The sequence below is a fragment of the Anaerovibrio lipolyticus DSM 3074 genome, assembly GCF_900141865.1.
Taxonomy (GTDB): domain Bacteria; phylum Bacillota; class Negativicutes; order Selenomonadales; family Selenomonadaceae; genus Anaerovibrio; species Anaerovibrio lipolyticus.
Genome location: NZ_FQYW01000012.1, coordinates 1 through 18,607 on the forward strand (window position 1 = coordinate 1; position 18,607 = coordinate 18,607).

23 protein-coding genes and 1 pseudogene are annotated in these 18,607 nt (G+C 42.0%); 22 read left to right on the forward strand and 2 right to left on the reverse strand.

All coding sequences use genetic code 11. The features are described from left to right. Window positions 1-200 (reverse strand): annotated as a pseudogene (locus B6K08_RS07500) (hypothetical protein); the annotation flags it as partial. A 109-nt stretch (window positions 201-309) separates the two neighbouring features. Here B6K08_RS07500 and B6K08_RS07505 point away from each other — a divergent pair. From B6K08_RS07505 to B6K08_RS07520, 4 genes are all read left to right on the forward strand, one after another. Further along, window positions 310-2,151 carry a type I restriction-modification enzyme R subunit C-terminal domain-containing protein gene (locus B6K08_RS07505; RefSeq protein WP_200810401.1) on the forward strand — a complete coding sequence of 614 codons (1,842 nt, stop codon included), beginning with the start codon at window positions 310-312 and terminating at the stop codon, window positions 2,149-2,151. 17 nt (window positions 2,152-2,168) lie between these two features. Then, window positions 2,169-3,068, forward strand: a complete 900-nt coding sequence (locus B6K08_RS07510; RefSeq protein WP_039205792.1) for a DUF1848 domain-containing protein — start codon at window positions 2,169-2,171, stop codon at window positions 3,066-3,068. Between the two features lie 189 nt (window positions 3,069-3,257). Then, window positions 3,258-4,304, forward strand: a complete 1,047-nt coding sequence (locus B6K08_RS07515; protein WP_039205794.1) for a Fic family protein — start codon at window positions 3,258-3,260, stop codon at window positions 4,302-4,304. Window positions 4,305-4,359: 55 nt separating this feature from the next. Beyond that, the gene (locus tag B6K08_RS07520) at window positions 4,360-5,016 is read left to right on the forward strand and encodes an N-6 DNA methylase (protein ID WP_200810402.1); all 657 of its coding nucleotides are present in this window, start codon (window positions 4,360-4,362) and stop codon (window positions 5,014-5,016) included. 314 nt (window positions 5,017-5,330) lie between these two features. Here the strand turns inward: B6K08_RS07520 and B6K08_RS07525 are convergent, their stop codons facing one another. Next, on the reverse strand, window positions 5,331-5,900 hold the full coding sequence (locus B6K08_RS07525) for a TetR family transcriptional regulator (protein WP_052211864.1): 570 nt from the start codon (window positions 5,898-5,900) through the stop codon (window positions 5,331-5,333). A 117-nt stretch (window positions 5,901-6,017) separates the two neighbouring features. On the opposite strand from B6K08_RS07525, the gene B6K08_RS07530 reads away from it, so the two are divergent. From B6K08_RS07530 to B6K08_RS07620, 18 genes are all read left to right on the forward strand, one after another. Then, window positions 6,018-6,818, forward strand: coding sequence for a DAPG hydrolase family protein (locus B6K08_RS07530; protein ID WP_052211866.1), 801 nt, complete (start codon window positions 6,018-6,020; stop codon window positions 6,816-6,818). Window positions 6,819-6,865: 47 nt separating this feature from the next. Beyond that, the gene (locus tag B6K08_RS07535; RefSeq protein WP_072033441.1) at window positions 6,866-7,864 is read left to right on the forward strand and encodes an alpha/beta hydrolase; all 999 of its coding nucleotides are present in this window, start codon (window positions 6,866-6,868) and stop codon (window positions 7,862-7,864) included. Then, window positions 7,827-8,060 carry a hypothetical protein gene (locus B6K08_RS13980; protein WP_080325835.1) on the forward strand — a complete coding sequence of 78 codons (234 nt, stop codon included), beginning with the start codon at window positions 7,827-7,829 and terminating at the stop codon, window positions 8,058-8,060. Before B6K08_RS07535 ends, B6K08_RS13980 begins: the two co-directional genes overlap by 38 nt. 222 nt (window positions 8,061-8,282) lie before the next feature. Continuing rightward, window positions 8,283-8,729 carry an MBL fold metallo-hydrolase gene (locus B6K08_RS07550; RefSeq protein ID WP_052211869.1) on the forward strand — a complete coding sequence of 149 codons (447 nt, stop codon included), beginning with the start codon at window positions 8,283-8,285 and terminating at the stop codon, window positions 8,727-8,729. A 13-nt stretch (window positions 8,730-8,742) separates the two neighbouring features. Further along, complete coding sequence (locus B6K08_RS07555) at window positions 8,743-9,075, forward strand: CGGC domain-containing protein (RefSeq protein WP_039206558.1); 333 nt, start codon at window positions 8,743-8,745, stop codon at window positions 9,073-9,075. Between the two features lie 226 nt (window positions 9,076-9,301). After that, on the forward strand, window positions 9,302-10,237 hold the full coding sequence (locus tag B6K08_RS07565) for a radical SAM mobile pair protein B (RefSeq protein ID WP_039206560.1): 936 nt from the start codon (window positions 9,302-9,304) through the stop codon (window positions 10,235-10,237). Between the two features lie 194 nt (window positions 10,238-10,431). Continuing rightward, on the forward strand, window positions 10,432-11,001 hold the full coding sequence (locus B6K08_RS13985) for a restriction endonuclease subunit S (protein WP_052211871.1): 570 nt from the start codon (window positions 10,432-10,434) through the stop codon (window positions 10,999-11,001). A 117-nt stretch (window positions 11,002-11,118) separates the two neighbouring features. Then, entirely contained in the window at window positions 11,119-12,459 is a 1,341-nt protein-coding gene (locus B6K08_RS07575; RefSeq protein WP_080325836.1) for an ATP-binding protein, read from the forward strand. A 179-nt stretch (window positions 12,460-12,638) separates the two neighbouring features. Then, window positions 12,639-13,535 carry a DUF1848 domain-containing protein gene (locus tag B6K08_RS07580; protein ID WP_052212292.1) on the forward strand — a complete coding sequence of 299 codons (897 nt, stop codon included), beginning with the start codon at window positions 12,639-12,641 and terminating at the stop codon, window positions 13,533-13,535. Between the two features lie 161 nt (window positions 13,536-13,696). Beyond that, complete coding sequence (locus tag B6K08_RS07585) at window positions 13,697-13,936, forward strand: DEAD/DEAH box helicase (RefSeq protein WP_080325837.1); 240 nt, start codon at window positions 13,697-13,699, stop codon at window positions 13,934-13,936. After that, on the forward strand, window positions 13,933-14,304 hold the full coding sequence (locus B6K08_RS07590) for an HRDC domain-containing protein (protein WP_039209615.1): 372 nt from the start codon (window positions 13,933-13,935) through the stop codon (window positions 14,302-14,304). The genes B6K08_RS07585 and B6K08_RS07590 overlap by 4 nt, the downstream gene beginning before the upstream one ends. Window positions 14,305-14,380: 76 nt before the next feature. After that, window positions 14,381-14,641, forward strand: coding sequence for a hypothetical protein (locus B6K08_RS07595; RefSeq protein ID WP_200810403.1), 261 nt, complete (start codon window positions 14,381-14,383; stop codon window positions 14,639-14,641). Between the two features lie 92 nt (window positions 14,642-14,733). After that, window positions 14,734-15,042 (forward strand): helix-turn-helix domain-containing protein, encoded by a 309-nt coding sequence (locus B6K08_RS07600; RefSeq protein ID WP_039209613.1) that lies wholly within the window; start codon window positions 14,734-14,736, stop codon window positions 15,040-15,042. A gap of 118 nt (window positions 15,043-15,160) precedes the next feature. Beyond that, window positions 15,161-15,541 carry a PH domain-containing protein gene (locus tag B6K08_RS07605; protein WP_027396955.1) on the forward strand — a complete coding sequence of 127 codons (381 nt, stop codon included), beginning with the start codon at window positions 15,161-15,163 and terminating at the stop codon, window positions 15,539-15,541. Between the two features lie 11 nt (window positions 15,542-15,552). Continuing rightward, window positions 15,553-16,785 carry a diaminopropionate ammonia-lyase gene (locus tag B6K08_RS07610; RefSeq protein ID WP_039209611.1) on the forward strand — a complete coding sequence of 411 codons (1,233 nt, stop codon included), beginning with the start codon at window positions 15,553-15,555 and terminating at the stop codon, window positions 16,783-16,785. Window positions 16,786-16,848: 63 nt separating this feature from the next. Continuing rightward, window positions 16,849-16,986, forward strand: a complete 138-nt coding sequence (locus B6K08_RS13755) for a hypothetical protein (protein ID WP_159446731.1) — start codon at window positions 16,849-16,851, stop codon at window positions 16,984-16,986. A gap of 152 nt (window positions 16,987-17,138) precedes the next feature. After that, the gene (locus B6K08_RS07615) at window positions 17,139-17,855 is read left to right on the forward strand and encodes a DUF6033 family protein (RefSeq protein WP_159446732.1); all 717 of its coding nucleotides are present in this window, start codon (window positions 17,139-17,141) and stop codon (window positions 17,853-17,855) included. Then, complete coding sequence (locus B6K08_RS07620) at window positions 17,852-18,601, forward strand: hypothetical protein (protein ID WP_052212286.1); 750 nt, start codon at window positions 17,852-17,854, stop codon at window positions 18,599-18,601. The genes B6K08_RS07615 and B6K08_RS07620 overlap by 4 nt, the downstream gene beginning before the upstream one ends. Window positions 18,602-18,607: the final 6 nt, after the last annotated feature.

Below are 18,607 nucleotides of genomic sequence, written 5' to 3' on the forward strand. Positions count from 1 at the left end.
TTTTCCATCAGCTCTGCCACAGCCGAATGAAACATGTCAAATCCCGCCATAGAATTGGAGAACGGGATAGGCTTTCTGGTGAATTCGATCCCCCTCCAGTTGAAAGCCCTGAAGTAGTGTTTTTCACTGCCGACATCGATGCCGACGATCATAGATGTTTCTTTTACTTGCTCGATCTTCTTGTTTTGTGTAGACTTCATTTTGTAGATACCTCTCTTTTCTGTTTATTACTAACTTCTCAGGGTCAGTAATGACAGTTTAGCTGAGGTATCTCTTTTTGTTAAGTTTGACTTATCTGTTGTCTACACTTTGAATTATACAGGAAGCTATTCAATTTTTGAGATGGAAAATGGTGTGCCTACTTATGGATATGACTTGGCACAGGCAGTAAAAGATGGCTATTTAGTGGATTATATGTCTGTGGAAACAGTCCTAAAGTTTATTGAGCAGGGAATTAGCTATGATGAACTGTCGGATGAAGAAAAGGAAGAGTATGAGGATACTTTTGAGGATGAGGACGGAAATCTTCCTGAGAAAATCAGCTCTTCTGCTATTAATACGTGGCTGTTTAATGAGGACACCATTCGTCAGGTGCTTGATATCGTTATGAAGGACAGCTTGAAAGTAAATTATGGTGAGATGATAGGCAAGACGATTATTTTTGCCAAAAATCATAAGCATGCGGAGAAGATTTTAGAAGTATTCAATAAGGAATATCCACATCTTGCCAAGAATAATAATGGACAGGCCTTTGCCAAGGTCATTGATAATTACATGACATATAGTCAGAGTGCTATTGATGAATTTTCTGACAGCAAGAAAATGCCGCAAATTGCTATATCCGTTGATATGCTGGACACTGGAATCGATGTGCCGGAAGTTTTGAATTTGGTCTTCTTCAAGAAGGTTATGAGTAAGGCCAAGTTTTGGCAGATGATTGGCCGTGGTACTAGATGCTGTCCGGGACTTATTGATGGAGAAGATAAGAGTAAGTTTTATATATTCGATTTTTGCGGCAATTTTGAATTTTTCCGTATGGGAGAAGGAAAAAAGGCTGTAACCAGGATGGCTTTGCAGGGGGCTATCTTCAATTTGATGTTCCAGATTGTTTACAAGCTGCAGGATATAAAATATCAGACGGATAGGCTGATGGAGTTCCGTAAATCGTTGGTTGATGCCGTGGTTGAGAAAGTTAAGGAACTGAACAGAGAAAATTTTGCCGTAAGACAGCATATAAAGTATGTTGATCTATATTCAAAGGCTGAAAATTACAATGCTATATCCTATGAAGATACATTGTTGGTGCGGGAAGAACTGGCACCATTGGTGTTGCCGGATAATGATGAGGCTACAGCAGTGCGTTTTGATGCATTGATTTATGGCTTGGAATTGGCACAGCTTGCTGGAGAGAAGTATGGAAAACTTAAAACAGACCTGATCAAAAAGGTAAAGGGGATTGCGTCTGTTGCCAATATTCCGGAGATTGTTGCTCAAAAGGAGCTTATAAACACCATTTTGCACACAGATTATGTGGAGCGGGCGGGAATTGATGAGTTTGAGCATATCAGGGAAAATCTTAGAAATCTTATGAAGTACATACCCCGTAACCAGGTGCGCTATGATACGGATTTTACGGATGATATATTGAGCTACGAATGGAATGAATCTGAGCTGGAAAATGACGATTTGAAAAATTATAAGGCCAAAGCTGAGTTTTATATTCACCAGCATCTGGATAACGCCGTTATTGCAAAGCTCAGGACGAATCAGCCATTGACACGGTTGGATATAGAATCATTGGAAAAAATTTTATGGAGTGAAGTTGGGTCTCAAGAAGATTATGAGCGAGAATATGGTCATAAGCCGCTTGGTGAATTGGTGCGTGAAATTGTAGGACTGGATATGAATGCCGCTAAGGAAGCCTTTGCAGAGTTTTTGGATGACACTAATCTTGATAGTAGACAAATTTATTTCGTGAATCAGATTGTGGAATACATTGTTCATAATGGCATGATGACGGACCTTTCTGTGCTGCAGGAGTCACCATTCACTGACCAAGGCAGCGTAGTTGATATTTTTACTGATTTATCTGTCTGGGCAGGAATCAGAAAGGTTATCGATGGCATAAATTATAATGCTGGGGTTATGTAGCTAAGTGGTGATATTTTATGATAATTAGTGCCAGCAGGCGGACGGATATACCAGCTTTTTACTTTGACTGGTTTTGTCGGAGATTAAAGGCGGGCTATGTTGATGTGGTAAATCCGTTCAATCGAAAGCAGGTAAGCCGTATATCTTTAAAGCCTGACTTTGTAGATTGTATTGTGTTTTGGACAAAGGACCCGGCCCCTATGTTAAAGGGATTGGATAATCTTAAAGATTACAACTATTATGTGCAGGTGTCCTTAACGCCTTATGGAAATGATGTGGAGACAAATCTTCGTGATAAAACAGATATTATCATCACTGTGCAGGAGCTATCTAAGAGGCTCGGTCGGGAACGGGTAGTATGGCGGTATGACCCTATTTTATTAAATGAAAGCTACACAATAGAGGGTCATCTGGAATGGTTCAAAAATACCCTTGAGTCCTTAGCTCCCTGTGTGGAGCGTTGTGTTATCAGCTTTATTGACCTGTATGCCAAGGCGAAAAAGAACACTCAGGGGCTGAATCTCTATGAGCTCTCTGAGGAGGAAATGAGTGAACTGGCGGCAGGAATGTCAGATATTGCCAAGGGGAGTGGCGTTGTACTTCAAACCTGCTCTGAGGCCATTGATTTGGAAAAGTACGGAATAGGTCACGGGGCCTGTATTGATGGAGAATTGGTGGAACACATAGTAGGCAGGAAACTAAATATCAGCAGGGCCAAAACCCAGCGACCACTTTGTAGCTGCGTGGAGAGCTTCGACATTGGTCAGTATGATACCTGTATTCATGGCTGTCGCTATTGTTATGCCAATGCCAGCTTGGAGCGGGCAAGACAGGGCTTTGATAATCATAATCCTAACTCGTCGGTGATAACGGGAAACGTGTTGGGTGATGAAAATATTACTGTTCATGAAGGATAATGCTAAATGCAACGCACTTAGGTTGATTTGCTATATGACAAATTAAATCGCAATATGATCAAAGCATATTACTTTAATGGTGTATTTTCCCTTAAAAAAGGGGTAATGTTAAGGTTATATTCCCTTAAACACTTGGTGTTCCCCTTAAAATATGCTAAAATTTAAGGGGAAGAGAAAGGTGGTAAGGGAATGAGAGATTTCAATTACTCATTGATAAGGGATAAAAAATGGGACTCTGAGCTGCTTGGGCTTGTTGCTGCCATATATAAAGAGGTTGGAAAGCAAGAAATGTATTTGAAGCAAAGGCCAGAGGAACTTGAGAAACTAGTCGAGATTGCCAAGATTCAGAGTACGGAGGCATCTAACGCCATTGAAGGAATCGTAACAACCGATACTCGAATCAGACAGCTTGTTGAGGAGAAAACAACACCGAGGAACCGGGATGAACAGGAAATCGCAGGTTATCGGGATGTGTTGGGAATCATTCATGAGAGTTTTGATTCTATTCCGATTACTCAGAATTATATCCTTCAGTTGCACAAAATCTTATATAGTCACATGAACAACCCGGTGGCTGGCAGGACAAAAACTGTGCAGAACTATATTAGTGCAACTTATCCCGACGGGCATACAGAAACACTCTTTACTCCGCTTGCTCCATACGAGACCCCGGATGCACTTGACAGGTTATGTGGGGAATATAATCGCGTTATCGGAAATATGGAGCTTGAACCGCTAATCGCGATTCCTATTTTTATTCATGATTTTCTTTGCATCCATCCGTTTAATGATGGAAATGGGCGTATGAGCAGATTGCTGACGACATTGCTTCTTTATCGGAGTGGTTTCTATGTTGGAAAATATATATCTTTGGAGGCAAAAATTGCCAAGAATAAGGATTTATATTATGGTGCGTTGTCTGCTTCACAGGATGGCTGGCATGAGGGAAATGATAATCCGGTACCATTTATTAAGTATCTGCTTGGAACAATTCTTGCAGCCTATAAGGATTTCGAAGAGCGATTTTCTCTTGTGGAAATCAAACGCTCGGCACTTGATACGGTACGCCTTGCAACGCAGAATAAGATTGGACGTTTTACAAAACAGGATATACGGGAGCTTTGCCCGGCACTTAGCATTAGTTCCGTAGAAGGAGCTCTTCGGAAGTTGGTGGCTTCTGGCGAATTGAAGCGTGAGGGTAGTGGCAAAAGTATCTGCTATTACAGAACAAAATAGGATTTCAGAAACCAGAAATAAAAAAAATATCCTCATATAGAAGGGAATTTGTAATATGGCAAAGAAAAAGAATAAGGGAAAAGAATTAAACTTAGATAATATATTATTTAATTGTAGAGATATTTTGAGAGCGGCCCGTAATTCCGGCTCATTTTTTGAGAAGCGTGACATGATGCTTACGCTCGTTTTTTTGCGTTTTATCGGTGAAAAATATGATGATGGTATTCAGAGCTTAAAAGAGAAATTGGTAGCGGAAGGGTTTGATCCTGAGGATGAAAATATAGTGGCAGCATTTTTTGATGATGCCACTTTTATTGATGGTACATATAATTTGCCCTTAGAAGCCCGCTGGTCAACTATTATTAATACTACGGCACCAAAACTCAATGTCACTTTGGATTCAGCTCTGCATAGCCTTGCGACAAACTCAAAGGATTTAAAAGGCTGTTTTGTGGAGGGAACATTCACAACCAGAAATCTTGCACCCAATGACATCAAAAAGCTGGTGGACGAGGTTAATAAAATCAGCCATAAAGCCTTTGGCGATGAGAAAGACCTTATCGGTCGGGTATATGAGTATTTCTTAAAAGAATTTGCAGTTAATGCTACCAAGGAGGAAGGTGAGTTCTATACACCTCATGATGTGGTGCAGTTAATTGCTGCCATGATAGAGCCTTTCGATGGCACATTGTACGATGAGGCAGTTGCGTGATTGATACAATGCTCCTTGCCCGTTATCGTTAAGGAGTGCGGATAAAGCCCAAGAAACAAGGCTTGCTGACATCGAAGGGGGTGCAGAAAGCCGATTTTTTATAAGCGGCATCGGTCACTCGCATTTCGGAGCATTGCTCCGGCGAGTAGCCCAATGCAAAAAATGCACACCCCCGTAACGATAGGTATATCTCGTAACGAAAGGCAGGACAAATCGTTATGAGGGTGTGCAAAATGACCGCCAAGGCAGGAATGACGAGGGCTGGCGGCGAATAACAACAACGATATACGTCATTGTTTTCCTATGGAGAGCGGTTATTCGTGTGGTTGAGTGAAAATTTTTATCATTTGATTTAGAACATCATACACTATTTGACATAATTCCTCGATGCTTTCCTGTTGACCCGTCTCAATCCAGGTCAGCAAAGAAGTAGAGAACAGGGATGCGGCAATGGAAATGGCGTAGTTGCTGTCTTTCTCATAGACAGGAGGCAAGTCCAATTCGTGAATGGATAAAAATTGCGGATAATGTCTGGTAAATGATTCCACGAAAATGTGTTTATATCCGGCACGGATAATTATTTCTAAAGTCTTATGGTGTTTTCCCCAGTAGGTTCCGGCCAAATATGTGAGATTAATCCTATTGACTTTCTTCTGGGTATGTAGGGCGGTTAATTCGGCAAAGGCGCAATCGCATATGTAGGTCAGGACATCGGTGGTGTTGTCAAACAGTCGATAAAAAGTTGACCTTGCTACCGTGGATTTCTTTTCGATATCCGTAATGGTTATTTCCTCATAAGGCTTCCTCTCCGCAAGTGCTAAAACGGCTTCGGTAATCAGCCGAGCGGATTTTTGGGAGCGTTTATCTTCTTTGATGTGATACATGATTTGTCCTTTCGTTGCATATCTTATGAAACTATTGTAGCATAAACTATTCTATGCTACAATAGTTTCATAAGATGTTGGTTAGCATAATGTATCACAGATAGGGAGGAAATTGACATGAATTTGTTTTTGAACAAGAAGGTCGGCGTAAGCAAAGAGGAGAAGGCACTCCCCTATTACAAGTTTTTTGAGCGGGATATGGCCAAAATTCCCGAAGAAAAATTAGCACTCATTGAAATGCCCCAAGAAAAAACTGCTGTTCCCTTCGAAGAGAGAAATCTTTTTTTGGCAGGAGAGGATAAGGACTATACTCAATTGGGATATGGTATTGCGTTGAATGGCACCGGCTTTGTCTGTAATGAAACCTATATGCCGCAGGTAACAGGAGAGATGCTGGACTGGTGGTTTGCATGGCAGAGTGTAGGTTCTGACCTTCGTTATAAGATTTGGGATCCGGAAGATCATTATTTCTCCAGAGCGGCTCGTCCGGATTATGTCTGCGACCCTAATGTTCCCCTGAAAGAAAAAACATGGGGTGTTGACCAATATGTATTGGAGGATATTGGTCAAGGGCCAGGACTTCTTAAACTGATGTTTAAGAGTCCAGAGAATTTTGGGTATGATTCTGCATTGGTGGGGACAAAATACTGCGAATCCTTGGTGTCTGCAATGGGAACCGGTGATTGCCCGGCAGCCATGACGCACAAATGGTATCCTTACAGGGATGGAGTTCTGTTCTGTTCGCGATTTTGGATAGGGTATGGCATTGTGGATGACAGGTTTGCCTCTGTGTTGCCAAAAGGAGAGAGTATTCCCGTAGAAGTTCCTCGTGGCCTGTTTGCCCATAATATCAAGGAATTCACGAATCTGGCATCTATCTTGCCGGAAGTTTATGCTGAGAACAAAGATAACTTTTAAACAAATCACGGAGGCGAAGTCATGATGGAAAAGTTCAATACAAAAAAATGATTTTGATTGGTATGTTTGCTCTCGGAATTCTGCTTAACATCAATGAAATTGGATTTGCTAAAAGCCAGGACGTTTACATTGACGGAGATCATGGCAGATTGGCCGCTGTCCTTCAAACTCCTGACGGACAGGAAAAGTATCCTTTGGTGATGATTATGCACGGGTTCACCTTAAATAAAGAATTTCCTTTGCTGACAGAACTGGCAAATAATTTAGAAGAATACGGCATTGCTTCTATCCGCTTTGACTTCAACGGACATGGAAAGAGCGAAGGAAGATTTCAGGATATGACCGTGCTGAATGAAATTGAGGATGCAAAGTGCGTTTACAATTATGTAAACAATTTGCCGCAGGTGAGTTCCGTATCTATGGCAGGACATTCGCAAGGAGGGGTTGTCACCAGTATGACAGCTGGGATATTAGGCACGCAAAAAATCAAAGGCATAGCGTTAATGGCACCGGCAGCTGTTTTGCGTGAAGATGCCATTCGCGGAATTTCTTTCGGTAAGCAATATGATTCGTTGAATCCGCCGAAAACCATTGAGATCATGGACGGTTTGAAATTAGGGGCGAACTATGTCAAAACAGCTCAAACGTTGCCTATCTACGAAACAGCATCGCAATACCAAGGTATGGCATTTATGATTCATGGTACGGGAGATACCATTGTCCCATATACTTATAGCCTGCGAATGCCAGACACCCCATGTGACCGAGGAGGAAGTCAAGGCGGCATTCGTCTCCGCCTACAACAAACTGGTCATCGAGAAAAAGGAAATCATCGCCAATGCGGAGCTTATCCGCAGGACACTCTGCGACACCACTTCCTTGCAGGAGGAAAAACGGCGGCTCGAAAGCGAGATGGCGGTGTTGGTGGACATGGTGCAGGGCTGCATCGCCGAGAACGCCCGCATCGCCCAAGACCAAGCGGAATACCAGAAACGGTACGATGGGCTGGTGGCAAAGTACGATGCCGCCAAGGACAAGTACGATGAGACGGTAGCTGTCATATCCGCTAAGGAAGCCCAAAGCGCACGGCTTACGGCTTTCACCAAGGCTCTGCGAGAGCGGGACGGCATCATCGAGGACTTCGATGAGAGCCTTTGGGGCTGTATGGTTGAACATATCACGGTGGGCAGGAACAAGGAGATGACGGTCACTTTCCAGGATGGGACGGAGATACAGGCTTGACGGGGACTATGGCGCAGGGCTTCGGCTCTGTGCCAATTTTTTTATTTTCTTAAGCAGGAGTAGAGATGATTATGGTAGAATGTAAAAAAGGTTAAGCAGGAAGGAGAGATTGCCGTGCGGAAGGTACGCATCACGATCATGCGGAGGGCTTGCTATCCGGACTTGATAGAGAAATACGAGAATCCCATATAACACGCCTGCGACATGGATGAGGATTAGCTGATGATTTGTAAATTAACTATTTTGATAGAAAATAATATTGAAAAAGGAAGCGATTTTGACAATTACGCACAGCTATTCACAAATTTTGACAGGCATTATCCTTTTGAGCATATCCCGGCAAAATTCGTGTGCGGCGATAAAAAAGAGCTGGATTATTTTGAGGATGAGATATGCTTGCTACTAAAAGAAGGCGATGGCCTTGCCTTGGTTGTGGGCTGCTCCCATCAAGGCATCCTGAACATTACCGCTACCGTGAAAGAGCGGACGGGGCTTCCCGTCCGTCGCATCGTTGGCGGTATTCATCTTAGCGGCGAAGGACAGGAACGCATGGACAGGTCGCTGACCGAATTGGAACGGCTCGGTGTCCGTGATTTCAATCTTTGCCACTGTTCCGGCTCAAATGTACCGGGCAAAGTTGCTACGGGAACGGTCATTGAATTAAGATAAGGAGAGAGCGCAAATGAAGCTTGGAATTATAAGGTGTATGCAAACAGAAGACTATTGCCCCGGAACTACCGACTTCAAAATGGTAAAAGAACACAAGGGAGTTCTTGAGGGGATCGATGAAGATATAGAATTGATTGGCTTTTGCAACTGTGGAGGATGTCCTGCGAAGAAAGCTGTGCTTAGAGCAAGAAAACTTGTGGAACGAGGAGCGGATACGATTGCTTTTGCTTCCTGCATTCAGAAAGGTACACCTATCGGATATCCATGTCCGTTTGCAAAGAAAATGAAGGATATCATTGAGAAGGACTTGGGAGACAAAGTTAAGCTACTGGATTATACTCACTAAATCCTCATCAAGTCTCCCACACTGCCATCAGCGATAGCGGGGAGCATATTTAAGAAATCAGAAAAGTTCATACAGAACCAGCGTGGGCTTATTCTCTGACAGAGCAGGCTCATGCGCTTGGCATCCCGGTTTTCTGGAAAGAAGATCTGATTCCAATCATGGGCGAGGAAAACATGATATAGGAAATGCCGACTGAATATAACAGAGTATTGGAGGAGCAAAGGAAATGGAGCAGCGGCAAATCAAAGTAAATCGCATCGAAACCAAGAGTGTGATGACAAAGTCCAATGCGCCGCTTGGGGGATATGCCGTCAATCCCTATGTGGGGTGTCCACATGCCTGCAAATACTGCTACGCATCTTTTATGAAGCGTTTTACCGGTCATACTGAAGAATGGGGTACTTTCATGGATGTGAAGGAATGGCCGGAGATAAAGAATCCCGGAAAGTATGCAGGTCAGAAGGTCATTATCGGAACAGTTACGGACGGTTATAATCAGTTGGAAGAGGGATATGGCAGGACAAGAAAGATTCTGGAGGAACTGAAGGACAGCGGCGCAGATATTTTGATTTGCACTAAGTCCGACTTAGTTCTACGGGATATGGATTTGTTATTGAAAATCAACAAGAAAAATATGCTGACGGTCTCTTGGTCTATCAATACGCTGGATGAATCCTTCAAAAATGATATGGATTCTGCCGTAAGTATCGAAAGACGTCTTGCCGCAATGAAACAGGTTTATGATGCCGGCATCCGTACGGTTTGCTTCATCTCTCCGGTATTCCCAGGCATTACGGATATTGAAGCGATTATAGACAGAGCGAAAGACCAGTGCGACCTGATTTGGCTGGAAAATCTTAATCTTCGCGGCGGATTCAAGAAGACCATCATGGATTATATTGCGGAGAAATATCCGAAGCTGATTCCGCTATATGATGAGATATACAGCAAGAAGAATCGCAGCTATTTCGAGGCTCTTGAAAATAAGGCTGAAGATATTGCTCGGAAGTATGGTTGCCGATTTGTTGATAACGAGACACCATACGAGCGTGTACCGCAGGGACATCCGACTATCGTTGATTACTTCTACCACGAGGAGGTTAGAGGTACAGCAAACAGCGGAAAAAGGAATAAGAAAAAAGTCTCGGTTAAGGTTACATGAGCATAATACAATGATATCACAAAACCTTGAAGCAACAGGATTTGATACTCCGTAACGATGCACCCTGAATCGTTATGAGGGGTGTGCAAATTTGCCCCCCTACCGTGTGCATCGTTATGTGAGTATAGGGGATTTCGTTACGTTGTATCATTTTAGACACGGCAACAGATCCTGCCTGCGGTACATACGGCTTTTTGGTATCTGCTGCAGAATATTTAAAAGAAACCAAAAAAGAAGAAATATTTTTCAATAAAGATAAAAAAGACCATTACATGAATACCATGTTTAATGGCTTCGATATGGATAGAACTATGCTTCGTATTTTCACTGCGGCTTCAGATATTTCTGATGAACAAACGGAAACTCATAGATATCCCTGTTATGGTGGCAACGGTATGAGGGGACATGTTGAAGAATATAACCAAGAAGGGGAGTACTCTCTTATCGGCAGACAAGGGGCTTTGAGCGGAAATGTGCAATTTGCCAAAGGTCAGTTTAAGAATACTGAACATGCACTGTTGGTTACACCGATTATTGAGATGAATAGTATTTGGTTGAATCAGCTTCTTGTTAATCTTGATTTGAAGAGATATCAAACAGGTGCTGCCCAGCCAGGATTATCTGTTAAGAATTTGCAAGAAATTCAAATAATAATGGTGCCTTTGGCAGAACAGAATGCCTTTGCAAATTTTTTTGAACTAGTAGACAAATCAAAAACTGCCGTTCAAAAGGCACTAGATAAAACTAGGTATGTGTTAGAATGAAAAATATGGCAAAACGGATATATTTTGCACATAAAATCTTGGCAAAACGGATAAATTCGCTTAAAATAATCTTGAAATAATGGATTATTTTGAACTGCGTATACCTGGGGGTACATCATGGCAGTGTTTAAAAGAAAACTGTATGACAAATTACTCGAATGGAAGTGCAAGTATGCTGGTCGATATGCAATTCTTATAGAAGGTGCCAGACGTGTAGGAAAAAGTACTTTGGTGGAGGAATTTGCCAAGAAAGAATATAAAACCTATTTATTGATAGATTTTTCAGAAGTGTCAAAGGATATAAAGGATTGTTTTGATGATATTGCAGATCTGGATAGATTTTTCCTAAGACTTCAGACAATTACAGGCGTTCAGTTTATCAATAGACATTCGGTTATTATTTTTGATGAGGTTCAGTTATTTCCAAGAGCCAGACAGGCTATTAAGCTTCTTGTAGCTGATGGAAGATATGATTATATAGAGACTGGATCTTTGATTTCAATCAAAAGAAATGTAAAGGATATTTTGATTCCATCAGAAGAGATGAAGCTCAAATTATATCCGTTGGATTATGAGGAGTTTTTGTGGGCAACTGGAAATGAAACATATAGATTGTTGAAAGAATTCTATGATAAAGGGACTGCATTGGGAAATTCTGTAAACAGAAAGTTGATGCGTGACTTTAGAATATATATGGCTGTAGGAGGGATGCCACAGGCAGTACAGGCATATCTTGATAAAAAGAGTTTTAGCGAAATAGACATGGTCAAGCGAAGCATCATACGTCTCTATGAAGATGATTTCAGAAAGATAGATCCTTCTGGTCTTTCTTCAAGGATATATAGGGACGTGCCTTCACAGTTGTCGCAGAATAAAAAAAGATATGTCATTTCCAGTGCAACAGGCAAAAAAACCCAAAAGAGAGATATTGAGAGGTTGTATGATGTGATTGATTCCCAGACGGTGCTGGCGTCATATAACACAGTAAGGCCTGATATATGCTTATCCAGTACAAAAGATTTAGGCAGTTACAAGCTTTATATAGCCGATACAGGTTTGTTTGTAACACTTATGTTTATAGACAGGACGTCAGCAGAGAATATACTTTATGAGAAACTGTTATCTGATAAGCTCCCTGCTAATTTGGGATATCTTTATGAAAATGTCGCTGCCCAGATGATTGCAGCTTCCGGCAGAGAGCTTTGTTATCATACTTGGCTGAAGGATGGAAGCACGCATTATTATGAGATGGATTTTTTGATAGGACGGGAACAGAAAGTCGTTCCAATTGAGATAAAATCATCAGCTACAACCTCACACAAGTCTATTGATGTTTTCTGCAAAAAGTATTCGAAGATTACTTCAAGACCCTATATCTTTTCACAGAAAGATGTATCGAATGATGGACAGACTATATTTATGCCTATATATATGTTGCCGTTTCTATTGGAAGAGTAGTTATTGTAATAAGGGAAAGTTTAAATGCTATGGGTTAATCCATGGCTTTACTCGACTAATGTTTAGTAGGAGTATAAAACACGGAAAACTTATATAGATACTATGCTGATTTCTGCCGGGTGGACAGAAGGCAAGGATTAGATTGATGCTGGGGTTATGTAGCTAAGTGGTGATATTTTATGATAATTAGTGCCAGCAGGCGGACGGATATACCAGCTTTTTACTTTGACTGGTTTTGTCGGAGATTAAAGGCGGGCTATGCAGATGTGGTAAATCCGTTCAATCGAAAGCAGGTAAGCCGTATATCTTTAAAGCCTGACTTTGTAGATTGTATTGTGTTTTGGACAAAGGACCCGGCCCCTATGTTAAAGGGATTGGATAATCTTAAAGACTACAATTATTATGTACAGGTGTCCATAACGCCTTACGGACATGATGTGGAGGCAAATCTTCGTGATAAAAACGATATCATTGACACTGTGCATGAGCTATCCAAGAGACTTGGACGGGAACGGGTAGTATGGCGGTATGACCCTATTTTATTAAATGAAAGCTACACAATAGAGGGACATCTGGAATGGTTCAAAAATACTCTTGATTCATTGGCAGCCTGTGTGGAGCGGTGTGTTATCAGCTTTATTGACTTGTATGCCAAGGCGAAAAAAAACACTCAGGGGCTGAATCTGCATGAGCTTTCTGAGGAGGAAATGAATGAACTGGCGGCAGGAATATCAGATATTGCCAAGGGGAGTGGTGTAGCACTTCAAACCTGCTCTGAGGCCATTGGTTTGGAAAAGTATGGAATAGGTCACGGGGCCTGTATTGATGGAGAATTGGTGGAACACATAGTAGGCAGGAAACTAAATATCAGCAGGGCCAAAACACAGCGACCACTTTGTAACTGCGTGGAGAGCTTCGACATTGGGCAATATGACACCTGTATCCATGGCTGTCGTTATTGTTATGCCAATGCCAGCTTAGATCGAGCAAAACGGGGCTTTGATAACCATAATATTAACTCGTCAGTAATAACCGGCAGTTTGCTGGGGGATGAGCATATTACTGTGCATGAATAAAATAAGATACAATAAATAGATGTATTTAATATTTTATAAAATACATCTATTTTTATTTAAAATATTTGATAAAATTTTCAGCCGATAATATAATGTAAATATATTTATTTATGACGATGAAGTTTTAATGACCAATATAGCTTGTTGGGGGGATTGTAAAGGTGGATGCAAAAGAAATACTAAAAAGATATTTTGGCTATGAATCATATAAGCAGGGACAGGAGGAAATAATAGAGTCTATTCTTGCTGGTAAGGATGTATTGGCAGTAATGGCGACTGGAGCAGGAAAATCTATCTGTTACCAAGTACCGGCAGTACTTCTTCCGGGTCTTACAATTGTTATTTCACCGCTTATTTCTTTGATGCAGGATCAAGTTAAGGCACTTAATGAATTGATATGAGTGTCAAGTTGCCTTGTGATAAGGAAGCAATGCTGAATGTTTCCGGAATAGGTGAGGTTAAGTATGAAAAGTATGGTAAGAGCTTCATTGAGATAGTTAAAGAATTTTTGTGTGAACGTCCCGATGTTGTTACAAGTACTGGGCATGAAGATGTTATTTTAGCTGGAAAAGCAGAAAACATTTTTGACAGGGTCGACTATAATCGTAAACATAACAAGCGGGATAGAGCCGGAAGATCTTGGTCGGATAACGAGGATAAACAACTTGATAATGAGTACAATTCTGGTATGGATATATTAAATATAGCCAAGATTCATTCTCGTACCCTTGGAGCAATCCGCTCCAGATTGAAAAACATGGATTTATAGAGTAAAAACAACAAATAATAATCAATTGACACCCTATTTTATAGGGTGATAAAATATGATAAACGGAGCAAGTCGTATGAAAAGGCGTTTTGTAGAAGTACCCTTATTTACCAGGCGGTGGGAGGAAGTTGGCCTAGGTAGTGAGGATCTTCGTTCTTTGCAGATGAAGATTTTAAAAGATCCTGAGGTCGGTCCAGTAATGGAGGGGACTGGTGGAATACGAAAGGTAAGATTTCCTTTAGGAAATAGAGGTAAAAGCGGTAGTGTCAGAGTTTGTTATGTGGATTTTGAAGAATACGAGGTAACCTATCTGATAACAGCCTTTATAAAAAAATAAACAGGCTAATTTATCAGCTTCAGAAAAGAATATACTTAGACAAATTGTTAAAGCGTTAAAAGGGGAAGCTTCTAAAAAAGGAGATGATACTGATGAGTGAATTATTCGATGATTTGCGGCAAGGTCTTCAAGAGGCTATTGATCACGAAAAAGGTACGGGTCCCGCTAAAGTAAGGACGTATACTATAGAACCGGTGAAAAAGCTATCTCATTGTGAAATAAAAAAGATTAGAAACAAAGTAGGCATGACCCAGAAAACCTTTGCTGACTGTATGGGAGTTTCATGCAAAACCGTGGAAGCATGGGAAAGGGGTAGTACACATCCTACTGGTCCTGCTTGTAGATTATTGTGGATTCTTTCAACTGGGGATATATCTACTTTGAAATTTATCAGTCAATGATGAAAATAAGAATAATTAATAGTGCTAGGTTCTGAAAGGCCTACTTGATATGTAAAAAAATTATTGGGTCAAAATGGACCAATAAATTACCCGATAAAATGTGTAGGAGGCGAGAATTATGGGAATAATTAGCGGTCTGATGGGCAATGCATCCCAGACCAACATTGAAGATGTAAAAAAGGACTATGCCAAGCTCCTGGGGCAAAATGAAAAGGTGATACAGGCTTATCAGTGGATCAGGGATTTGATGATTTTTACTGATTATCGGCTTATATTGGTGGATATCCAGGGAGCTACCGGCAAGAAGGTGAATTATCATTCCATACCATATAAAAATATTCGCCACTTTGAGGTGGAGTCGGCGGGGCATTTTGATTTAGATGCAGAACTGAAAATCTGGGTGGCAGATATGGGAAGTACACCATTAGTAAAGACCTTTAGTAAGGATGCTGATGTTTATCGTGTTCAGGCCCTTTTGGCAGAGTGTATTGGGCGGTAAGGGGAATTACAATGAAAGAATACAGGACAGGTTGCGTATCTGTGATACAGAACACCGCCAGGTCTGAGGGGAAAGGGCCTACGTTTCTGTCCGAAGAGGCTGTTGCTCAAGTACAAAGGATCCATCGTGGATACTCTGATTATCATGAGACTCCGCTCCGTAGATTGGATGCTATGGCTGAGAAGCTGGGAGTAAAGGCGTTCTTTGTAAAAGACGAGTCACAGCGCTTTGGATTGAACGCATTCAAGGGACTGGGAGGTCTCTATGCAATTACCAGGGTGATTTGTCGGGAGCTTGGCCTTGATGCAGAGAAAATTAACTTTTCTGATTTGAAAGAGCCGGAGTATCAGGAGGCTGTTCACAAGATGGTGTTCGTCACCGCGACGGACGGAAATCATGGAAAGGGTGTGTCATGGGCAGCGGGGCAGCTTGGCTGTGCGGCTCACGTCTATATGCCCATAGGCTCCAGTGAGCTCCGTGCTCAGGCCATTAGGGATGTTAATCTGAAGGCGGAGGTCACTATCACGAAGAGTGGGTACGATGATACCGTGCGCTATGCTGCAAAGATGGCGGAGAAGCATGGGTGGATTCTGATTCAGGATACCAGCTGGGATGGATATGAGGATATTCCATCTTGGATTATCCAGGGATATACAACCATGGCGGAGGAAGCCTGCAGACAGATGGAGGAACAAGAGCTTGTGCCTACCCATGTGTTTTTGCAAGCCGGTGTAGGGGCCATGGCAGGGGGCGTTACTGGATATCTGGTGAATCGCTATGAGGGAAGGAGACCAGCCATTGGCGTGGTGGAACCGGAAAATATGGCATGTATTTATCAGTCTGCTTTGATGGGGGACGGAGAGCCCCATGAAGCAGTGGAACAGGCTCCGACTATCATGGCAGGTCTTAATTGCGGTGAACCGTGTAAAATTGCCTGGCCGATTCTCAGAGACTTTGGTGATTGGTATTTCAAATGCCCAGATTATGTCTCAGCCTATGGAATGCGTCTGCTGGCAGCACCCCAGGGGGCTGATCCGAAGGTTGTATCCGGAGAAAGTGGGGCCGTAACCACTGGTCTTGTAAATCTGATTGCCAGGAAAAAAGAATATGCAGATATAAAAAGGCTTTTGGGGCTTGGTCCGGATTCTGTTGTCTTCTGCATCAGTACTGAGGGAGATACGGATCCTGTGCATTATCGTAAGATTGTATATGAAGGAAAAAATCCAATACCGCAGCAGGTGTAATCTCATATTTTTCAACGAGAGTACATTAAGACAGGTGTTTTCGAGAAAAAATATTCTGCTTATTTGCAGGAGGCGTTTCAGGTTAGAAACAACTGTGATTATGATGATTTCTATATCGTATCCAAGGTTGATGCTGATGAACAGTATTCTAGGGCTGTAGAATTTTATAATGCAATTGAGCAATATCTACTTAAAAGCTAATATAAAACATTTATATGCCAAAATGGTCGTGCGTTTTGCCTGGCTGTTTTGGCTTTTCTTTTGTTGTTCACACCCTAAAGGAGGGCATTCGCTCTGGTTATATTAAGTTTGATATTTAATTTTCGATATGGAAATTAGATATGTCCGGCAGGATGATGGACAAAATTTCAACAGGGATGTTCGTAAAGGAGCAGATTTGTATGAAAATGCAGGATATGTGGCTTACGAATGATAATTATCTTTGGGAAAAGGGACTGAGCAGCTCGGTCTGGAAGAATTTATCAGACACTCCACGTGGAACAAGTAGGAAATCGTTTTATGATACCCTGCTGGGAATTGGCCAGGTGGCTGAAGTGCCACAATCATATATGGACAGTTCAGCCTATAAAAAGTATTTGGAGAAAAGATTTGGGGTTCGGGTGACAGCAAAGGATTTTAACAAAGATCAAAAAAGTATGGATCGGCTGGGGGCCGATATGTGCGGTAACGATGTAGTTATTGCCCCGAACATTTTGGAGCAGATGGCCTCTGACCGTGAGAAAGCAAAATATTATGAACAGAAAATCCAGTATTATTTTGATAACATTCCAAAATGGAAGAATGAATGTGCTGCCATGGGGCTGACCTATGAGCCTTGCGGGGTGGCAATACATAAGGATGGTACAGTATATTATATTGGTGGTGGCACGGAGACACCGGAGCGCAAGGCCAAGATTGAGGCGGCCCAAAAAGCCCAGCGGGAGCGTAAGCTGAAACATATACAGGAGCAACGGGACTATAATAAATGGCTCTTTGAACATAAACGGATTATTGCGAAGGCTGTTGCTGATAGCAGTTTGATGGTCAACTATGGAGGTGTAATGCTATGAATAATGTCATGTGTGTAAGCAATATGCAAGGATTGGAAAATCTTATTTCCACGGTACAGAAAAGGGCATCAAATATCGCAAGTAATCGTTCCTATAAGGATATTTTGGCATCTATTCAGGAAAAAAGCGTATCAGGCAGTAATTCGGCAGAAAATGTCAGTGAAACGAAATCCCCGGCGGAAATGACAATGGAGGAATATCAGAGCTATATCTGGCATAAAATAGATTCGTTTCCTTTCAGCCCAACTCGTCCCTTCGATGAGGAAACCATCAAAATAGCGGATAAGTGCTGGAACCGCATGAAGGCTGACCCGGAATATGAGCAAAAAATGCTGGATATTATCCGGGAGGGGTGCCAATATGCTGACCCGTTTTTCGGTATGGGGACCTCAGGCACTTATTGGGTGTTGGAATTTGACGGGGGCGAGGGGTGTTACTCCCACGGATTTAGCAAGAATTTTGGCGGCAGTCCCCTGGGAGCGCGAAAGCAATTCAACAAGGAGTCCGAGGGAGGCTTTTGGACCACCCGTGCTAAAAAGCGAAAGCTACAGGCAGAGCTTGATGAAAAATACTACGAACAGCAGAATATGCTTAAACGAATGGGCGAGCATCGGGCAATGCTGCGGGATATTCAGGCCAGACAACAGGGCTTGCTGCACACCAGCTCCGATATGCCTATTATGGGTGTTCCAGCGGAATTTTTACTGGCGGGTCTTATGGGTGGCATGACGATGAAAGGGTTTTAGCCAAGG